The following is a 15,005-nucleotide window of genomic DNA, read 5'->3' on the forward strand; positions in this document are numbered from 1 at the left end:
TTGGCGATACCGTTCATGCGAGCCACTGTGACCGTAAATTCTCTGGGGTCGATTGTGGCAATGGGACTGCCGTCGAAAATTGCGCGGATCTGTGTTTCTTGAATGTCGATAGCAGGTGCTTTTTTGATACCTCTTCGTACCTTCCAGCGGTGACCGACTCGATAATCGTAGACGGCAACGTAATACAGAAAGGCCACGAGCAGCGCCACGCTTGCCCACCAGCTGGCGGTGTAAGCGCCGGTATCGGCTGATGCGACTATTGCGGTCAATGGTGTCGGCAGATGCAACGCTCACCTCTCGGCTCGGTCGGAGTGGGCATCGTCGGAGGATCCGATGCGGATGCTGTCGACCATCGTCAGCGCGATGTCCACGAACCGGGGCCACAGTTCGCGTGATGAACTACTGAGATCGAGTACAGCCATCTCGGCACCTCCAGGCAGCGGAACCAGGGCTTGGAACGAATCGGAAGTGATCAGGACCGCTTTGCCGGTGACCGTCATGTCCCCCGGCAGATCGAACAGGGATGCCCTCAGCGCGAGGACGACCGGTCCGCATCCGAGTCGGCGGTATTGAACCACCGCGGCAGGGTTGGCCCGAGCCAGTGTGTCCGCCAATGCTCGTGCGAGTTCATCCCGTGCTTCAGGTCGATCGAAGGGGCCGCGTCCGTCAGGGAGGCGCCGAACGGCCAGCGTCGCAGCGGCGAACTCGCTCGGCTCGGAATCAGGCAGGGCGAGGGCGCCGGCCAGCACCAGGTCGCAATGCGACAGGAGTTCGCTTGTTGCGAGAACACTGGAGATGTCGGCCTTCGAGTCTTGTGTAGTGGCTGAGGCGACAAGAGCCTCGGCTGCGGCTGTCCTCAGCGGAATATCCCTTTGGAGCGGAATGAGAGAGAGCCCTGACGGGAGATCGAGTTGCAGTCTCACGACGACTCCCGAACAAGAGTGTTGAAGACTGAACCGGATATCGGACCGAGAATGAGAGTGCTCAATTGTTCGGAAGGGGTATCAGGGAGTACGTACTTGTTGACGTCCTGAAAGATGTTGGTCACCCCTTCAGCGCCGGTCAGCTGTGCAGCAATCGGGACGGTAAGTGCGGTACCCGCGCCGGTCCTGCCTGCTGCTTTGTCGACCACTTCAAGCTGCGCTTGCCGGACGGCCGCGGCAGCAGCGCCCTGGGCGTCCCCGATGCTGTCGGCGCCTTTGACGACCATCCCGGCGCCGTCTCCCAGCGTCGAAGCAACCTTGCCGATCCCGCCTGTGGCGACCCCGACGATATCGACCACGAATGTTGTTGCGGTCACTTCGGCTCCGGCTGCCTTCGCGAGTGCGTGCCCAGCGAGCGCAGCGACGCCCAATCCGAGAGCCGCCGTTCCGAGCGGTCCGCTGATGGCGGGAAAGTAGAACGTGACCGCTGCCGCAGCTCCGAGGACAGAACTCAAAGTAGCGAGGGTGTTCGACAACTCGTTGATGAGATCGGCATTGTCCCGCACGTAATCCCAGATGTCCTCGAACAGCTCGCCGACGTCGTCGAGGAAGTCGTCGAGGCGACGCCCGAGCCGTTCGAAGAGTCCTTCGTCGGGTGCCTGTTCGGCGGCCTTACGGATGACACGTGTGGTCTCGTCCACGAGTCCGCGATGTTGCGTTCGGAGCGATTCGGCGCGCGCGATGATGTCGTCGAGTGTGGTGCGGGCGCGATCCAACTCCGCGACGGCACTGTCGAGCCGGGCCTGTGCAGCTGCCAACCGGTCGGGATCGGAGTACGTGCGATGACGTTCCTGCAGCGCAGGATTGGATTCCGCCGCAGCAACATTGCTGCGTGCGACCCGAGCAAGCTCTTCGAGGCTCACTGCCTTTTTCTGCAGCGAGACAAGGTCGTCGCTCCATGCCTCGAGCGCCCGACCGGCCTGCTGGAGTGAGGAGCCGGCGGTGTCGAGTATCGGTGGAAGTTCGGCGCTTCGAGCGCGGAATGCTGTCGTAGCGGTCGACCGCCAGATGCCGTCGCTGTGCCCCATCCGGGCCAGTGCTCGGTGCGCTTCGTCGAGCGTGCGTGCGGTGGTGCGCAGTTGGGTAGCGACCGAACCGACCGTGGCCGGATTGCCCGGGGCAGGGTCGAAGCCGAGGTTCGGGAACAGCGCGGCATTCGAATCGCCTGACGTGCCGGGTGCCGACATCAGAAGTCTCCCAGCAGTACGACAGGGGGCCGGGCGGGTGGAGGTGCGGCATTCCCGGCGGAGTCGCCCCCGTCGGGCAGTGCCGAACCGACCGCGCCCAATGCTGCAGCGGTGGCATGAACCTGAGCGCTGTAGGCATCGCACGTCTCTGTCAGTGCGACCGCGAGGCCGTCTGTGGCCGACGCGATCTTGCGGATACCGCCCTGCCAGCGGTCACGGAAATCGGCTGCAGCGCGATCCAATTCGGCGCAGCCGAGGTCCTGACCGCTGATCGATCCGAGGACATTGACCGCCGCCGACATGTCGTCCGATGCCGTGTCGAGCGTCGACGCGAGCATGGCAACGGCCACGACGTCGATGAACAGTTCTTCTGATGGTGAGCCCCCCGGCACGAATCCCCCTACGTGTCTTCTCCGGCGAGGAGACTACCGCACGGGGCCGACCTCACTTCCATTGTGCGGAACGAGGGTGTGCGTCATGCGTCCAATCGTGCGGTGATCTTCTCGCTCTCGACGCGACGGCCGATCGCGGCAGGGTCGGGATTGCTGACCTGGACCAGGGAAGCTCCGACGGAGAGCACCGAGATCAACCCGTCGACGAGTTCGTCGACGGTGGTCCAGTCGCGACTCGACAACACACGGTCGGTGCCGGTGATCCCGGATCGTGACGCAGACTCCTGTGCTGCCGCAAGGAGATCGGCGACCGTGCGACCGTCGAGCGCGGCGTCGCCGGCACCGGACGGACGGAACTGGTCGCCGTGCAGCCGCACATTGGTGGCGTAATCGGTGACACCCGGGGGCAGGTCGGGAACGGGGCGTCCGAATGCGTCCAGTGACAGCGCCGCCACCTCGGCGACATCGTCGACCTCGTCGAGTCGGTCCGGGGTGACGAGCGCGAGCTCCGCGTCGGGGTCGGCGTCGAGGACGACCTCCGCACCCGCCCACCACGCGCCGAGCAGGACCGCAGCGCTCTGCCAATGCGCGGGTAGCAGCACCGACACCCGGCCGCCGGGCAGAATTCCGAACTCGTCACGGATCATGTTGGCGGTCTTGGCTGCCCAGTTCGCGAGCGTGATCGCAGACAGTTCGATCCGCGCGCCGGTCGCGTCGTCGTACCACGTGATGCGCGGACCGGCGGGATCGGACGCGAGGATCGGGTCGAGCAGGGCGGCGGTCAAGGTGGTCACGGAAACCTCGTTCTGGGGAGTCGTATCGGGATGGATCAATTGACGCAGCGCGGACCGTCGGACCCGGCGTCGATGGGCGGCGCGGCAGGAGCAGGCGTCGCCGACTCACCCGCCGGTGTCACGCCGGATTGCGCGGTCGTGCCCGACGCGGATGATGAGCTCGATCCGGAGTAGGACGATGAACCCGGACCGGTGTAGTCGTCGGCAAGCACTACCTCGACGGTGCCGGCAGGCAGACTCGGGTCGGATTCGATATCGACGTCTCCGAGTGCTGCGGCAACGGCGAGTGCTTCGTCGGAGTCGGAGTCGGCGGTGTACAGGGTCGTCGACGACATCGTGCCGCCGGAGTAGTTGCCGATCTCGCCCTCGACGTAGCCTTCGGAACTCATTGCCAGCGATACCGCGGACGCCAGCCCCGACACGCTGCCGGCATTGGAGACGTTCACGGTGACGGTCGACGGGTCGATATCGGGGGCCGGTGTGTCGCTGGTGGTGGTCTCGGACCCCTCCTGACCGGCCTCCTCATTCACCAGACCGGCGACCTGCTCACGTACCTCGTCGGGATCGACCTGGACGACGGACTCGCCGTAGTCGGTCATTGCGTTGATGTCCTGCACCGGAATCGTCGAGAACTGCACGGATCCGCCCGCGAGGCCCTGCATCTGGGTCGCGAGCTGCACGATGTCCCAATCGGAGTCGAGCGCGACCGAGCGCTGTACCGCAGCGGTGAGTTGCGCGACCTTCGACGGATTGCTCAACGTCTTGGCGCTGAGTACCTTCTGGACGAGCGACGCCATGAACACCTGTTGACGCACGATGCGATCCAGATCTCCACGCGGCAGATCGTGGCGCTGACGGACGAAGCTCAACGCGTCCGATCCCTGCAAGGTCTGCTCTCCTGCCTGGAAATGGGCACCCGAGAGCGGTTCGTCGACCGCGGCGTTGAGGCACACGTCGACACCGCCGACCGCGTCGGTGAGCAGGACGAATCCGAGGAGCCCTACTTCGGCGTAGTGGTCCACAGTCACACCGGTAAGGTCCGCGACCGATTCGATGAGCGCTTCCCGGCCGGCTTTCGTGGAGATCTTTTCTGCTTCTGCCTGATCGGCACCGGATTCGGCGGCGTCGAGCCGTGCGAGTTCCTTCGTGGCGCCGTACGCGGCGTTGATCTTGGACATCCCGATGTCCGGCACCTCGACATATGTGTCGCGAGGGATGGAGATGGCTGTGGCCGAGCTTCCATCGTTCGGTACTCGGACCAAAATGATGGTGTCTGTGTTGTTGGCTACTTCATCGCCGGCGCGCAATGCGTCGAGCTCGCGCTGCGACAGGGGGTTGCCGTGCGCGTCGGTGCGACTGTCGGTACCCACCAGGAGAATGTCGAGGGCGCCGTCCGTGCCGTTTCCGAGGTTCAGGCCTTCCACAGATGCGAGCGACGATGCGAACGAATCGTAGGTGCGCCACCCGACCCCGGTGGCGATCAAGACGAGTCCGGCGGCGATCGCGGCCGCGAACTGGCGCGGCCGGCCCGTGAACACCCGTGACACCCCGAGCGTGGCCTGGGGAATTGCACGTTCACCGGCGCTGCGCCGGGAGCTGCGTTGCTCACCTACGGACCGGGACGACGAGCGCGTCGGACGCGTCCTACGCCGCTCATCCGTGTTTGGGCGCGCCCTGGTCCTGCGGCGGGGCGGCTCTGACGGCACCTGCGGTCCTCCTTCGGCTGTCGTCCGGGTACTCGATGAAGGTTACTGGTGGAATTCCCCGACGGGCGTGTTCGACACCGGCGTGCCAGACTCGGCCAGGTGCGTAATGTTCTCGTGACCGGGGCCCACGGCCAGCTCGGCCGTCATGTGCTCGACCTCGCGACCTCCTCCGGAATCCCGATTCGTGGCGCGGGCTCCGCCGAGATCGACATCACCGACGCCGCATCGGTGTCTGCCGCTGTCGAGCCCGGCTCGGTGGTGATCAACTGTGCCGCGTACACGGCGGTCGATGCGGCGGAGACCGACGAGGATGCAGCCGCAGCCGTCAATGGGCACGGCCCGGCCGTCCTCGCCCGGGTCTGCGCCGACACCGGTGCACACCTGATCCACGTGTCCACCGACTACGTGTTCGCCGGGGATGCCTCACAGCCGTACCCGACCGATGCGCTCACCGACCCCCGTAGTGCATACGGACGGACGAAATTACTCGGCGAGAAGGCTGTCCTCGCGGCCCTGCCGTCCGCGCACGTCGTGCGGACCGCGTGGGTCTACACCGGTGACGGAAACGATTTCGTCGCGACGATGCGACGTCTCGAGCGTGAACGCGACACTGTGCGCGTCGTCGACGACCAGGTCGGCTCTCCCACTTATGCGCGTGACCTCGCCGCGGGCCTGCTCGAACTCGCAGCGCGCACCGACACAGATCCGGTCCCGGGCGGGATCCTGCATGCGACCAATGCGGGGGAGGCCACGTGGTACGACTTGGCACGCGCTGTCTTTGCCGGTGTCGGCGCCGAGCCGGAACGGGTCCGGCCCTGCACGAGCGACGAGTTCGTGCGACCGGCCCCGCGTCCCGCGTACTCGGTGCTGGACGGGCGGGACTGGTCGGTGGCCGGCCTCACTCCGCTCCGGCCGTGGAAGGACGCGTTGGACGCGGCGCTCGGCGCGCTCGGTTCACCCGCGTGAATCCGACGAACTCTGCCTGTGACTCGTCGCACACGGCCGCGGCCGCTATGGTGGCGCGCGTGGATTCGACGCTGGCCGTGGTGACGGTGACCTACTCGCCCGGCGAGCACCTCGAGAACTTTCTGACTTCGCTCGCGACCGCGACGTCGCTGCCTACTCGGGTGATCATGGCCGACAACGGCTCGACCGACGGGACGCCGGAAGCGGCAGCGCAGGCACATTCGAATGTGACCTTGCTGCACACCGGCGGCAACATCGGTTACGGCGGCGCGGTCAACCGTGCGGTCGCCGAGATCGGTGAGTCGGCAGAGTTCGTGGTGGTCGCCAACCCCGATGTCCGGTGGAGTCCCGGCTCACTGGACACCCTTCTGGACGCGGCGCAGCGGTGGCCGCGCGCTGGGTCGCTGGGTCCGCTGATTCGTGAACCGGACGGAAGTATCTATCCGTCCGCGCGCACTGTGCCGACGTTGTCCTCCGGCGCCGGGCACGCACTGCTCGGCACGGTGTGGCCCACGAACCCGTGGACACAGCGTTACCGTCAGGAGAACGAGGCGATCAGTGAACGGCCCGTCGGATGGCTCTCCGGGTCCTGCCTGCTTCTTCGCCGTGCCGCCTTCGACACCGTCGACGGCTTCGATTCCCGGTACTTCATGTACATGGAGGACGTGGACCTCGGTGACCGACTCGGGCGCGCCGGGTGGCACAACGTCTTCGTACCGTCCTCCGAGGTCACGCACGCCAAAGGTCACGCTGCGGGACGTCATCCGGAGCTGATGCTTCCGGCGCACCATGAGAGTGCGTACCGGTTCCAGGCCGATCGGCACCCGCATCCGTGGCAGGCCCCGTTGCGCTGGGCATTGCGCGGTGGCCTCGCGGTGCGATCGAAGGTGGCGGTCGCTTCGGCCGTACGTGAGCGCGATGCAGGCAAGGTCGGCCGCGAGGGGATCGATCTCGACGAGAAACAGGGGAAATCATGACGAGTGCTGCCGCACCGCAAACCGACGCGGTGATTCTGGTGGGCGGGCAGGGGACGAGGCTGCGACCGTTGACGCTGTCGGCACCGAAGCCGATGCTGCCGACCGCGGGTCTGCCGTTCCTGACACACCTGCTCGCGCGTATTCGCGAGGCGGGCATCAAGCACGTGGTACTCGGAACGTCGTTCAAGGCGGAGGTCTTCGAGGAGCACTTCGCGGACGGATCCGATCTCGGACTCGAGATCGAGTACGTCACCGAGACCGAGCCCCTCGGGACCGGTGGTGGTATCCGCAATGTGCTCCCGAAACTTCGTGCCGAAAACGTCATGGTGTTCAACGGTGACGTGCTCGGTGGTACAGATCTCGGTGCAGTGCTCGACACGCATGTCCGCACCGAGGCCGACGTGACGTTGCACCTGGTTCGCGTCGGTGATCCCCGTGCGTTCGGTTGCGTGCCGACGGACGCCGACGGTCGGGTGACGGCCTTCCTCGAGAAGACGCAGGATCCGCCGACCGACCAGATCAACGCCGGTTGCTACGTGTTCCGCCGGGAGATCATCGAGTCGATCCCGGAGGGCCGTCCGGTGTCGGTCGAGCGTGAGGTGTTTCCCGCGCTGTTGACGGAGGGCAAGAAGCTTTTCGGCCACGTCGACGCTGCGTACTGGCGCGATATGGGTACCCCCGAGGACTTCGTGCGTGGTTCGGCGGATCTGGTACGTGGGATCGCTCCGTCGCCGGCGCTGCACGGGCAGCGTGGCGAGTCGCTGGTGCACCCCGGTGCGTCGGTGGCGCCGGGTGCGCTGCTGATCGGTGGCACGGTGGTCGGTCGTGGCGCCGAGATCGGTGCGGGGGCCCGCCTCGACGGCGCGGTGATCTTCGACGGTGCGAGGGTCGAGGCCGGTGCGGTCATCGAGCGGACTATCGTCGGTTTCGGTGTACGGGTGGGTCCGCGAGCGTTGATCCGCGACGGTGTGATCGGCGACGGCGCCGACATCGGTGCGCGCTGCGAACTGTTGCGTGGTGCGCGGGTGTGGCCCGGCGTCCGGATCCCGGATGGAGGCATCCGGTTCAGCACCGATGTCTGAACGGAAGTCGAGATGAAGTTCGATAGGTATGTAGCGCTGGGGGATTCGTTCACCGAGGGTGTGGGTGATCTCGATCCGTCCCGTCCGAACGGTGTGCGGGGATGGGCCGACCGCGTCGCCGAGCAGCTCGGCAGGAGCCACGAGGGATTCGGCTATGCCAATCTCGCGATCCGTGGGCGGGTGCTCCGGCAGATCCTCGACGAACAGGTCGATGCTGCAGTCGCCCTCGAACCCGATCTCGTGACCATCTACGCCGGTGGCAACGACATCATGCGACCCGGTCTGGATCTCGATGCGCTCGTCGCGCAGTACGAGGAGGCGATCGCCGCACTCACCGGCACCGGCGCCCGGGTACTGATGTGGACGGCGTACGACGTCGGCTGGGCCCCGGTGTTCCGGCATCTGCGGGGACGTGTCGCGATCTACAACGAACTCGTCCGCGCGGTCGCCGACCGGCAGGGTGCGACACTCGTCGACTACTGGCGATTCGCTGAGTATCAGGATTACCGGATGTGGGACTTCGACCGGCTGCACATGTCGCCGGAAGGCCATCGCAACATGGCGATCCGGGTCCTGGACACGCTGGGAGCCGAGCACGAGATCGAGCCCGTGGACCTCGGACCGGCACCGGCCGTTGCTCGCCCCGACCAGCGTCGGGCCGACGCCAAGTGGGCGCGTGAGTTCCTCGTGCCCTGGGTCGGGCGACGGGTCCGCCGCGAATCGTCGGGCGACGGGATCGCCCCGAGACGTCCGATTCCGGCACCGGTCGAACTGTAGCGCGCCTCCCGGTCGCGCGAATCAGCGCCGGGCGGCGGCGAGGCGTACGAGGTGCTCGATCGTCTCGTGTTCGGCGTCGGAAGGCAACGCGTCGATCGGCCACCACTGCAGGTCGGTGGACTCGTCGCTGCGTACCGGCACCGTACCCACCGGCGCGGTCACGAGAAACCTCAGGTCGAGGTGCCGTGTGGGCACGCCGAGCGAGCACGTGATCGGGTGAGTATGTGCCGAGAGCACATTCGGATCGATCGTGAGTTCGTCGATGCCCGACTCTTCGGTGGCCTCGCGGAGGGCGGCGTCGACGACGGTCTCGTCGCTCTCCTCGCAGTGCCCCCCGAGCTGGATCCATCTACCGACCCGCGGATGCAACGTGAGCAGCACATGGCGGTGATCGGCGTCGAGCACGAGTGACGACGCGGTGATGTGCCCGGGAGCGTGTGAACGCAGGCAGCCGCCCGGCGCCGAATCGAGGAACGCGAGCATGGTGTGCCGCAAGGACTCCGCGTCTTCCGAATCGGTGCGCCACGCGGTGAGGCGCTCGAGGGCGGACGCGTGCAGGGAACCGGCCGACACGACTACAGCTCCCGCAGGGCGTCGCCCGGATCCGCGGCCTCGCGAGGCTGCGGATCGTCCTTCGGATACCCCACCGCGATTGCGCCGAGAGGCGACCAGTCGGCGGGAAGGTCGAGTTCCTCGCGTACGACGTCGGGGGCGAAGATGGTGGAACCGATCCAGCAACTGCCCAGGCCGCGTGTCGCGAGTGCGACGAGAAGACCCTGCACTGCTGCGCCGGCGGCGACGGTGAACATCGTGGCTTCGGCGGCGGTGCGGCGCGCGTCCGGATACTCGTGCGCACCGTCTGGAACCCAGAACGGCACCAGCACCTCGGGTGCGTCGTAGAGGATCGATCCGCGCGCGAGACGACGTTCGACGGCGACAGGGTCGAGTCCGTCGCCTGCGAGGTCGTCGACCCAGCGGTCGCGCATCCGGTCGAGGAGACGTCGCCTCACCTGTTCGGTACGTACCCACACGAACCTGACGGGACGAGTGTGGTGCGGCGCGGGTGCGGTGAGGGCCTCGGCGACCGCGTCGCGCAGGTCTTCGGGATCGACGGGATCGGCAGAGAACTCGCGTACCGAGCGGCGCAACAGCAGTGCTTCGCGTCGACCTCGTTCCAGCGCTTCGGCGGTGCCGAGCCAGAACAGATCGTCCTCGCCCCCGCGCACGAGTGCGCGTGCGGTGGATCCGTCGTCGGGAAGGTCGAGGCCGCGGACCACCGCGACCGGGACTCCGCCGAGTTTGCCTTTGACGAGATCTCCCGCGGCCGCGATCTCGTCGGCGAGGGCGACGGAGGTGACCATGAGTTCGTTGCCCTGGGAGTCGTGGGAACCCTCGTAGCCGTGGAGGACCGGCAGTCCGGCCGATCCGATTGCAGCGTCGGTCTGGCCGACCCGCCATGCACGGCCCATGGTGTCGGTGACCACGACCCCGACGGTGACGCCGAGCAGTTCCGAGATCCGGGTGCGCAGTGCGGCGGCGCTGGCATCGGGATTCTCGGGCAACAGTGCGAGTTCCGCGCCGTCGACGTTGGAGCCGTCGATTCCTGATGCGGCCTGCACGATCCCGAGCTTGTTCTCGGTGATCAGGGTGCGGCCCTTCTGAGCGAGCACCCTCACTGCTTCCTGTGTGACGAGGCGTCGCCGGAGTGCGTCGCGCGCGTCGGGGTCGGTGGGTGAGGGGACGATGCGGCCCTCGGTCTTCGACAGGATCTTGCTGGTGACCACCAGGATGTCGCCGTCGGCGAGCCACGGCGCGGCAGCGACGAGCGCGGCCGCGAGGTCGTCTCCGGGCCGGAACTCCGGTAGTCCGGTGACCGGCCGGATCTCGATCGGACCGCCGGGTGCGTGGTCGTGCACGGGGGCATCGGTGGCGGCATCGGCGGACATCACAATTGCACTCCAGCGAGTTCCAGTGCGGCACGTGCCATTGCGGCAGTCGCATCGACATCGGTCATGAGCAGTGGCACGCTGCGTACCTCGACGCCGGGAACATCGGCGTCGTCGGTCGAATGTACGAGCCAGCCATCGAGGATTCCGGTACCGCTGCGCGCTCCGTAGTGCCTGCCCACGGCCTCTGCGGTGGTGTCGACTCCGATCACGTCGAGGCACGCGTCGGCCATGCCACGCAGCGGTTTACCGCCGACGACGGGAGAGAGGCCGATGACCTTGGCTTTCGTCGTGCGCAGCGCGCCACGTATTCCCGGCACTGCGAGAATCGCGCCGACACTGACGACCGGGTTCGACGGTGCGAGAACTATCACGTCGGCGGACTCGATGGCTTCGAGGACGCCGGGTGCGGGTGTCGCTTCGTCGGCACCGATGTGGGCGAAGCTGTGGGTGGGTACCTGTGCGCGGTGACGCACCCACCATTCCTCGAAGTGGATTGCGCGCTGCTCGCCGTCGGCCGGATCGGTGATCACGACATGGGTCTCGCTGCGCTCGTCGGAAACCGGGAGCAACGTCACACCGGGCTTCCACCGTGTGCACAGCGCTTCGGTGACCGCGGAGAGCGGATATCCTGTGCGCAGCATCCTCGTCCGGATCAGATGGGTGGCGATGTCGCGGTCGCCGAGGCCGAACCAGTCGGGGTCTGCGCCGTATGCCGCGAGTTCTTCCTTGGCGTTCCAGGTTTCGGCCTTGCGGCCCCATCCGCGCTCGGTGTCGATTCCGTCGCCGAGGGTGTACATGCATGTGTCGAGATCGGGGCAGATCCTCAGACCGTGCATCCACACGTCGTCGCCGACATTGACGATGGCGGTGATCCGATGCGGTGCGTCGGGATCGATGTCGGAGCCCGGTGCGATGCCGAGGAGTTCTCGCAATCCTGTGAGGAAACGGGCACCGCCGACACCTCCGACCAATACAGTCACATTCACGGGGCCAGCCTATGCGGTGCGCGTGGTACCCGGTCGAGCGCCGTCTCAAACCAAGAAATTGCAAAGTCGTAGATCGTAAGCGAGAAAATCCGTTCCGCTTGACCGCGACACGCCGGGCGTGTCTAATCACATATGTGTCATTCCGGGTTTCCGGATCGGGATCGATTGCGACGACGTCGCATTCGAGCAAGATTCGGGGGGTGGCAGAAAGATCCCGATCCGCGAAAGTTGCGGCGCTGCAGGTGAGGAGGCGGAGGATGGCCGACGAGCGCGAAGTTTTCGAGATCTCTCGGATCGATACTGCAGTCGAGAGTATCTGCGACGAGTCCGACAGTGGCACACCGATTCTGCAATTGATTACAGGATTCGGTGATCCCACGGATATCGAAGAGCAGTGGCAGGAACGCGCGCTGTGCGCACAGACCGACCCGGAGGCGTTCTTCCCCGAAAAGGGCGGTTCGACGCGGGAAGCGAAGCGCATCTGCCTGGGCTGTGAAGTTCGTGACGAGTGTCTCGAATATGCCCTTGCTCACGACGAACGTTTCGGAATCTGGGGTGGGCTGTCAGAAAGGGAACGGCGGCGCCTCAAGCGCGGCATCGTCTGACGGGCGGGTCCGGTCCGGTACGGGGAGTACGGGCCTGATCCATTCGTGTCCGGACGCGATGCATGACGAGGGCCGGGTATTCGGGCAACCGAGTGCCCGGCCTTCGTCATGTGTGTCTCGTGCCGGCCTCAGTCCTCGTCGCCGAGATCACCGAGTCCCGGATCGACCACCTCCGGTTCGATGCCGAGGTAGGTCGCGACCTGATGGACGAGGACGTCGTGGACGAGATCGGTGAGGTCCTCGGGATCCTCCGCGCGGAGTTCGAGCGGCCGGCGGAACAAGACGATCCGTGCGCGAGTGGCAGCGCCGCGCCGGTCGATGCCCGCGGGCACCAGTCGCGACAGCGGGACAGGGCCGTCGGCGACGACCTCGTCGGGCCAGTTCACCGAGTCCGGGTCGCGTGCGCGAATCTTCGGAACGTCGTCGACCGCGAGGTCGAGTTTCGTCAGGCGGTCGTGCCACTGAGCGTCGATCGGTGCGAACGCGCTGAGCACGAGGAGGTCGAATTTCTCGGCACGCGACTTCCATGCCGGCAGCTCGTGGGGAAACAGCGGTCCGCGGATTCCGCGACCGCGTCGCGTCACCGCGCGGGACGACACGGGGGTTGTACGACGTGCTCGGGCCATGCAGTGGAGATTACGACAGAGGAAAACATCGGGAGGTTCCCCGGTGTGTCCGAATAGTCCCGGGGCGGGCGACACGCTACGCTCCGATGCGTGAGATCACTGCGTCGATGCTGCCGGCCTGGGTGCAAGAACCCTGCTGCTGCGACGCTGACCTACGTCTATTCGGACTCGACCGCCGTGGTGGGGCCCTTGGCCACGGTCGCGGAGCCGCACTCGTGGGATCTGTGCGATACACACGGCTCGAGAATCACGGCGCCGAAGGGCTGGGAACTCGTCCGCTACGAGGGGGCATTCGACAGCGCCACCCCTGATGAGGACGATCTCACTGCACTCGCCGAGGCGGTGCGCGAGGCAGGTATGGGCGAACGCAACCGACTCGAAGCGGATCCGGCAGAGGCCGAGGTCGCGCCGCGTGCTGCGGTTCCGTCGACTGCGCGTACCGGCCGCCGAGGTCACCTGCGGGTGTTGCCCGATCCCACGAGCTGACTCCGTCGCACTAGGCTGATCGCGGGTCTGCGCCACGAGGGTGGCGCGGTGCAATTCGACGATCAGGAGCGGAAACAGTGGCGAGATCTGCCGAATCGGTTGCAGCCGTGATCAAGGCGTACGACGTTCGCGGCGTAGTGGGGACGCAGATCGACGAGCAGTTCGTCCGCGAGATCGGTGCGTCGTTCGGACGTCTCGTCCGAGACGACAGCGCCGCGACCCGCGTGGTGATCGGCCACGACATGCGCGAATCGTCCCCGGCGCTGGTGAACGCTTTTGCGGACGGCGTCGTCGCGCAGGGACTCGACGTGGTGCTCATCGGGCTCGCGTCCACCGATCAGCTGTACTTTGCCTCCGGCATCCTCGATGCCCCCGGCGCGATGTTCACCGCGAGCCACAACCCGGCCGAGTACAACGGCATCAAGCTGTGCCGGGCGGGCGCGAAGCCGGTCGGTCAGGAGACCGGGCTCGGAACCATCGCCGACGAGGTGACCGCAGGTGTCCCCGGCTATGACGGTGCTCCCGGCACGATCAGCGAATTGGACGTACTCGAGGACTACGCGTCGTTCGTACGGGGGCTGGTGGATCTGTCGCAGTTGCGTCCGCTGAAGGTGGCGGTCGACGCAGGCAACGGAATGGGCGGCCACACCGTCCCCGCGACCTTCGGTCCGCTCCCTATCGATCTGGTGCCGCTGTACTTCGAACTCGACGGGTCCTTCCCCAACCATGAGGCCAACCCGCTCGACCCCGCGAACCTCGTGGATCTGCAGCGACTGGTCGTCGAGTCCGGTGCAGATGTCGGCCTCGCCTTCGACGGCGACGCGGACCGTTGCTTCGTCGTCGACGAGCGCGGTGAACCCGTGACTCCGTCCGCCGTGACCGCACTGGTCGCGGCCCGTGAACTCGGCAAAGAGCCGGGCGCCACGATCATCCACAACCTGATCACGTCACGCATCGTGCCCGAAATGGTGACCGAACTCGGCGGGAAGCCCGTGCGCACCCGCGTCGGACACTCGTTCATCAAGCAGCAGATGGCCGAGACCGGTGCAGTGTTCGGCGGAGAGCACTCCGCCCACTACTACTTCCGCGACTTCTGGGGCGCAGACTCGGGCATGCTCGCAGCTCTGCACGTCCTGGCCGCGCTTGCCGCCCATGATGGCCCGCTGTCCGATCTCATGGAGTCGTACCACCGGTACGAGGCGTCGGGGGAGATCAACTCCACCGTCGGTGATGCGGCGGAACGGACCGCAGCAGTGGTCAACGCGTTCGCCGACCGCACTCTGTCCGTCGACCGGCTCGACGGAGTCACCGTCGAACTCCCCGGCAACACGTGGTTCAACCTGCGCGCGTCCAACACGGAGCCGCTGCTGCGGCTGAATGTGGAGGCGCCCACGCGCGAGGAGGTCGACGCACTGGTCGAAGAGATCCTGGCTGTCGTGCGTGCGTGACGGAAGTATTCGTGGCAGTGATAATCGAAGTGCCCGGTGCG

At 66.3% G+C, this 15,005-nt stretch carries 16 protein-coding genes; 7 read left to right on the top strand and 9 right to left on the bottom strand.

The genetic code is table 11. The features are described 5' to 3' along the window. Window positions 1-290: 290 nt before the first annotated feature. The 5 genes from ACFWCF_RS14515 to ACFWCF_RS14535 form a co-directional block, all read right to left on the bottom strand. Window positions 291-923, bottom strand: coding sequence for a hypothetical protein (locus ACFWCF_RS14515; RefSeq protein ID WP_378562416.1), 633 nt, complete (start codon window positions 921-923; stop codon window positions 291-293). Further along, on the bottom strand, window positions 920-2,170 hold the full coding sequence (locus tag ACFWCF_RS14520) for a putative T7SS-secreted protein (RefSeq protein WP_378562419.1): 1,251 nt from the start codon (window positions 2,168-2,170) through the stop codon (window positions 920-922). The genes ACFWCF_RS14515 and ACFWCF_RS14520 overlap by 4 nt, the downstream gene beginning before the upstream one ends. Next, window positions 2,170-2,562 (bottom strand): hypothetical protein, encoded by a 393-nt coding sequence (locus ACFWCF_RS14525; RefSeq protein ID WP_378562422.1) that lies wholly within the window; start codon window positions 2,560-2,562, stop codon window positions 2,170-2,172. Before ACFWCF_RS14525 ends, ACFWCF_RS14520 begins: the two co-directional genes overlap by 1 nt. An 83-nt stretch (window positions 2,563-2,645) precedes the next feature. Then, window positions 2,646-3,356 carry a TIGR03089 family protein gene (locus tag ACFWCF_RS14530; RefSeq protein ID WP_378562425.1) on the bottom strand — a complete coding sequence of 237 codons (711 nt, stop codon included), beginning with the start codon at window positions 3,354-3,356 and terminating at the stop codon, window positions 2,646-2,648. A 35-nt stretch (window positions 3,357-3,391) separates the two neighbouring features. Beyond that, the gene (locus ACFWCF_RS14535; protein ID WP_378562428.1) at window positions 3,392-4,894 is read right to left on the bottom strand and encodes an LCP family protein; all 1,503 of its coding nucleotides are present in this window, start codon (window positions 4,892-4,894) and stop codon (window positions 3,392-3,394) included. 267 nt (window positions 4,895-5,161) lie between these two features. On the opposite strand from ACFWCF_RS14535, the gene rfbD reads away from it, so the two are divergent. From rfbD to ACFWCF_RS14555, 4 genes are read left to right on the top strand one after another with little or no spacing between them, the layout of a single operon-like run. Further along, window positions 5,162-6,028 carry a dTDP-4-dehydrorhamnose reductase gene (gene rfbD / locus ACFWCF_RS14540; RefSeq protein WP_378562431.1) on the top strand — a complete coding sequence of 289 codons (867 nt, stop codon included), beginning with the start codon at window positions 5,162-5,164 and terminating at the stop codon, window positions 6,026-6,028. A gap of 59 nt (window positions 6,029-6,087) precedes the next feature. Then, complete coding sequence (locus ACFWCF_RS14545; protein WP_378562434.1) at window positions 6,088-7,005, top strand: glycosyltransferase family 2 protein; 918 nt, start codon at window positions 6,088-6,090, stop codon at window positions 7,003-7,005. Continuing rightward, a complete protein-coding gene (locus ACFWCF_RS14550) occupies window positions 7,002-8,087 on the top strand; it encodes a sugar phosphate nucleotidyltransferase (protein WP_378562436.1) in 1,086 nt (361 codons plus the stop codon). Before ACFWCF_RS14545 ends, ACFWCF_RS14550 begins: the two co-directional genes overlap by 4 nt. Before the next feature lie 12 nt (window positions 8,088-8,099). Beyond that, on the top strand, window positions 8,100-8,864 hold the full coding sequence (locus tag ACFWCF_RS14555) for an SGNH/GDSL hydrolase family protein (RefSeq protein WP_378562439.1): 765 nt from the start codon (window positions 8,100-8,102) through the stop codon (window positions 8,862-8,864). 21 nt (window positions 8,865-8,885) lie between these two features. Here ACFWCF_RS14555 and ACFWCF_RS14560 read toward each other — a convergent pair whose 3' ends face one another. From ACFWCF_RS14560 to cofD, 3 genes are read right to left on the bottom strand one after another with little or no spacing between them, the layout of a single operon-like run. Next, a complete protein-coding gene (locus ACFWCF_RS14560) occupies window positions 8,886-9,437 on the bottom strand; it encodes an NUDIX hydrolase (RefSeq protein WP_378562441.1) in 552 nt (183 codons plus the stop codon). Window positions 9,438-9,439: 2 nt separating this feature from the next. Next, window positions 9,440-10,810, bottom strand: coding sequence for a coenzyme F420-0:L-glutamate ligase (locus ACFWCF_RS14565; protein ID WP_378562444.1), 1,371 nt, complete (start codon window positions 10,808-10,810; stop codon window positions 9,440-9,442). Beyond that, complete coding sequence (cofD, locus tag ACFWCF_RS14570; RefSeq protein WP_378562446.1) at window positions 10,810-11,799, bottom strand: 2-phospho-L-lactate transferase; 990 nt, start codon at window positions 11,797-11,799, stop codon at window positions 10,810-10,812. The genes ACFWCF_RS14565 and cofD overlap by 1 nt, the downstream gene beginning before the upstream one ends. Window positions 11,800-12,143: 344 nt before the next feature. On the opposite strand from cofD, the gene ACFWCF_RS14575 reads away from it, so the two are divergent. Continuing rightward, entirely contained in the window at window positions 12,144-12,404 is a 261-nt protein-coding gene (locus tag ACFWCF_RS14575; RefSeq protein ID WP_378491585.1) for a WhiB family transcriptional regulator, read from the top strand. Window positions 12,405-12,532: 128 nt separating this feature from the next. Here ACFWCF_RS14575 and ACFWCF_RS14580 read toward each other — a convergent pair whose 3' ends face one another. After that, window positions 12,533-13,030, bottom strand: a complete 498-nt coding sequence (locus ACFWCF_RS14580) for a metallopeptidase family protein (protein WP_378491557.1) — start codon at window positions 13,028-13,030, stop codon at window positions 12,533-12,535. Window positions 13,031-13,120: 90 nt separating this feature from the next. On the opposite strand from ACFWCF_RS14580, the gene ACFWCF_RS14585 reads away from it, so the two are divergent. After that, window positions 13,121-13,516 carry a DUF3499 domain-containing protein gene (locus ACFWCF_RS14585; protein ID WP_378491558.1) on the top strand — a complete coding sequence of 132 codons (396 nt, stop codon included), beginning with the start codon at window positions 13,121-13,123 and terminating at the stop codon, window positions 13,514-13,516. A 77-nt stretch (window positions 13,517-13,593) separates the two neighbouring features. After that, window positions 13,594-14,964, top strand: a complete 1,371-nt coding sequence (locus ACFWCF_RS14590) for a phosphomannomutase/phosphoglucomutase (RefSeq protein ID WP_378562449.1) — start codon at window positions 13,594-13,596, stop codon at window positions 14,962-14,964. The last annotated feature ends 41 nt before the right edge of the window (window positions 14,965-15,005 follow it).

Origin of the sequence: Rhodococcus sp. NPDC060090 (assembly GCF_042729855.1) — a bacterium.
Lineage (GTDB): Bacteria > Actinomycetota > Actinomycetes > Mycobacteriales > Mycobacteriaceae > Rhodococcus.

What these genes read in the sequence shown, in the direction of transcription:
- ACFWCF_RS14555 (WP_378562439.1), top strand. Translation starts at nt 8,100, where the DNA reads ATGAAGTTCGATAGGTATGTAGCGCTGGGGGATTCGTTCACCGAGGGT.
- ACFWCF_RS14550 (WP_378562436.1), top strand. Translation starts at nt 7,002, where the DNA reads ATGACGAGTGCTGCCGCACCGCAAACCGACGCGGTGATTCTGGTGGGC.
- ACFWCF_RS14580 (WP_378491557.1), bottom strand. Translation starts at nt 13,030, where the DNA reads ATGGCCCGAGCACGTCGTACAACCCCCGTGTCGTCCCGCGCGGTGACG.
- ACFWCF_RS14565 (WP_378562444.1), bottom strand. Translation starts at nt 10,810, where the DNA reads ATGTCCGCCGATGCCGCCACCGATGCCCCCGTGCACGACCACGCACCC.
- ACFWCF_RS14520 (WP_378562419.1), bottom strand. Translation starts at nt 2,170, where the DNA reads ATGTCGGCACCCGGCACGTCAGGCGATTCGAATGCCGCGCTGTTCCCG.